General features: G+C 71.6%; 3 protein-coding genes. 2 read left to right on the forward strand and 1 reads right to left on the reverse strand.

The features are described from left to right. Positions 1-340: SAM-dependent chlorinase/fluorinase (locus tag AB0C29_RS42600; protein ID WP_360833241.1), on the reverse strand; the 340-nt coding region annotated here is incomplete at its 3' end. 82 nt (positions 341-422) lie between these two features. Between AB0C29_RS42600 and AB0C29_RS42605 the strand changes: the two genes are divergently transcribed. Both AB0C29_RS42605 and AB0C29_RS42610 read left to right on the forward strand, forming a co-directional pair. Continuing rightward, entirely contained in the window at positions 423-1,352 is a 930-nt protein-coding gene (locus tag AB0C29_RS42605; RefSeq protein WP_360833243.1) for an LLM class F420-dependent oxidoreductase, read from the forward strand. Positions 1,353-2,022: 670 nt separating this feature from the next. Continuing rightward, a complete protein-coding gene (locus tag AB0C29_RS42610) occupies positions 2,023-2,556 on the forward strand; it encodes a GNAT family N-acetyltransferase (protein ID WP_360833245.1) in 534 nt (177 codons plus the stop codon). The last annotated feature ends 99 nt before the right edge of the window (positions 2,557-2,655 follow it).

Genomic DNA, 2,655 nt, shown 5'->3' on the forward strand with positions numbered 1-2,655 from the left:
CGAACACGTCGTCGATGCCGCCCAGCGCCTCGGCCGCCCAGATCAGCAGCCCGTTGTCCGGACCGACCCGGACGCCGCCGGGGGTGCCGATCGTGATGCCGCGCCGCTCCGAGCCGACCCCGGGGTCGACCACGGCGACGTGCACCGACGGCGGCAGGTGCGGCGCCGTCTGTGCCAGCACCGCGGCGCCGCGCGCCACGTCAGCGGGCGGCACGTGGTGGGTGATGTCGTTGACTCGCACATCGGGAGCGATGCGCGCGATCACCCCGCGGCACGCGGCGGCGAAACCGTCGAACGTGCCGTAGTCGGTGGTGAGGCTGATCCATCCATAGCCGCCCATGGTGGTTCACGTTACTGCCCCGGCACACTCCGTGCGTGGCGGCTGGCCGGGCGCGTCGCGGCACTTCTGGCACTGTTGATCTATGCGTCTTGTCATCTTCACCGAACCCCAGCAGGGTGCTTCCCACGACGACCTGCGGCGGGTGGCCCAGCTAGCGGAGCAGACCGGCTACGACGGCTTCTTCCGCTCCGACCACTATGTCGCGATGGGCAGGGACGGCCTGCCCGGCCCGACCGACGCCTGGCTGACCCTGGCCGCACTGGCTGTGCAGACGTCCCGGATCCGGCTCGGCACGCTGGTCACGTCGGCGACGTTCCGGCTGCCGGGCCCGCTGGCGATCGGCGTGGCCCAGGTCGACGCGATGAGCGGCGGCCGGGTGGAACTGGGCCTGGGCGGCGGCTGGTTCGAGCAGGAACACACCGCGTACGGCATCCCGTTCCCGCCGGTGGGCGAGCGTTTCGACCGCCTCGAGGAGCAACTCGAGATCGTCGAGGGGCTGTGGACGACCCCGGTGGGCGAGCAGTACACCTTCGAGGGAAAGCACTACCAGGTGACGAACTCGCCGGCCCTGCCCAAACCGGTCCAGTCACCCCGCCCGCCGATCATCGTGGGCGGCGCGGGCAAGAAGCGCACCCCGGCCCTGGCAGCCCGGTACGCCGACGAGTTCAACGCCCCGTTCGCGAAGGTGACGGACCTACCGGCGATGTTCGACCGGGTCCGGGCGGCAAGTGAAGTGATCGGCCGGGCACAGCCGCCGGCCCTGTCGGCGGCGGCGGTGCTGTGCGTGGGCCGCGACGAGGCGGAAGTGAAGCGCCGAGCGGCGGCAATCGGCCGCGACGTGGAAGAAATGCGCGGGAACGGCGGGGTGGTGGGCACGCCGGACCAGGCGGTGGAGATCCTCGGCCGGTACGCGGAGACGGGCGCGTCCCGGATGTACCTGCAGATGCTGGACCTGACCGACCTCGACCACATCGAACTGGTCGCGGCAGCGGTGGCGCCGCAGCTGCCCTGATCTTGTCCGGGCCGGTGATCCCTGGCGTCGTCATTCACGGCGCCGAGATCACCGGCCCGATCGCGTTTCGACGCACCGCCTGGTGTCCTGGGCGGGGGATTGATGTGGAGACCGGTCCGGGTCCACCGCCCCGGTGCATTACGCGGGAATTGATGGTGGCGGTCGGCTGGGGTCTGGGGCGTCGTGGTCCCACGCGGCGGATCATCCTGGGCCTGGCGTCTTGTCTTTGCGCGACGGCTCAGGTGTGGCGGTCGACCCCGCGCGTGGCGTCTTACGCGGCGGCTCGGACTCCGGCGCGCCTGGTGTCCCACGCGGCGGCTCGGGTGTCGGTCGGTCGGGGCCTGACGCCTGGTGTCCCACGCGGCGGCTCGGGTGTGGCGGTCGGTCGGGGCCTGACGCCTGGTGTCCCACGCGGCGGATTGGTGCGGCAGTCCGGCGGGCCTCACCGCCAAGTGTCATGCGCGGCGGATCGATGTGGCCGGTCGGCTTAATGGCCCGCAGCGCGCCCTTGTCGTGACTCATGTTGCGGTCCCTGACCGGCTCGCGGGTGGAGTCGGACGGTGGCCGGGATGGGCGGCTGCGGGGCCGTTGCGGTGGTTTGGCCCTGGTGGGGACGGTCTTGGTGGTGGCGGGGATGAGGTGTCCGGGCTCGGGGCCTAAAGTCTGTTGCGTGGAGATTGTCACCGCGCGACTGGCTTTGCGTCGGCCCGGGCCTGCCGACCTCGAAACGATCTTCGCGATCCACCGCGACCCCGAGGCCTGCCGGCACAACCCTTCGGACCTGCTCGCCACGCGGGCCCAGGCCGAACACCTCTACAGCCGGTGGGACGACCATTGGCGCCGGCACAGCTTCGGCTACTGGGTTGTCGAGGAACGCGAGTCCGGCAAGATTCTCGGCTTCGCGGGCCTCAAGGTGGTCCGCTTCCGCGAGATCGAAGTTCTGAACCTCTTCTACCGCCTCGATCCGGCGGCCTGGGGCAACGGCGTGGCGACGGAAGCAGCGACAGCCGTGGTGCAGTGGGCCGGCCGCCACCTTCCGGAGTGGCCGATCCTCGCCCGGGTCCGCCCGGACAACGTCGCCTCCCAGAAGGTGGCCCAGCGGGCGGGCCTCACCCGCGCAGAGCACCTGGACGATTTGGGTGAGGACGGCCTGGACTGGCTCTTCATCACCCGATGGCCGACGGAGGAGCATCGCCGGCCATGACCGCCTGCCGGCCGTGACCGCCTGCCGGCCGTGACCGCTTGCCGGCCGTGACCGCTTGCCGGCCCCCGGCCCCCGGCGCCCTGCCGGCCCTGGCCGCCT

The sequence above is a fragment of the Actinoplanes sp. NPDC048791 genome, assembly GCF_040650095.1.
Lineage (GTDB): Bacteria > Actinomycetota > Actinomycetes > Mycobacteriales > Micromonosporaceae > Actinoplanes.

Coding starts and splice junctions, on each gene's coding strand:
- AB0C29_RS42605 (WP_360833243.1), top strand. CDS start 423: ATGCGTCTTGTCATCTTCACCGAACCCCAGCAGGGTGCTTCCCACGAC.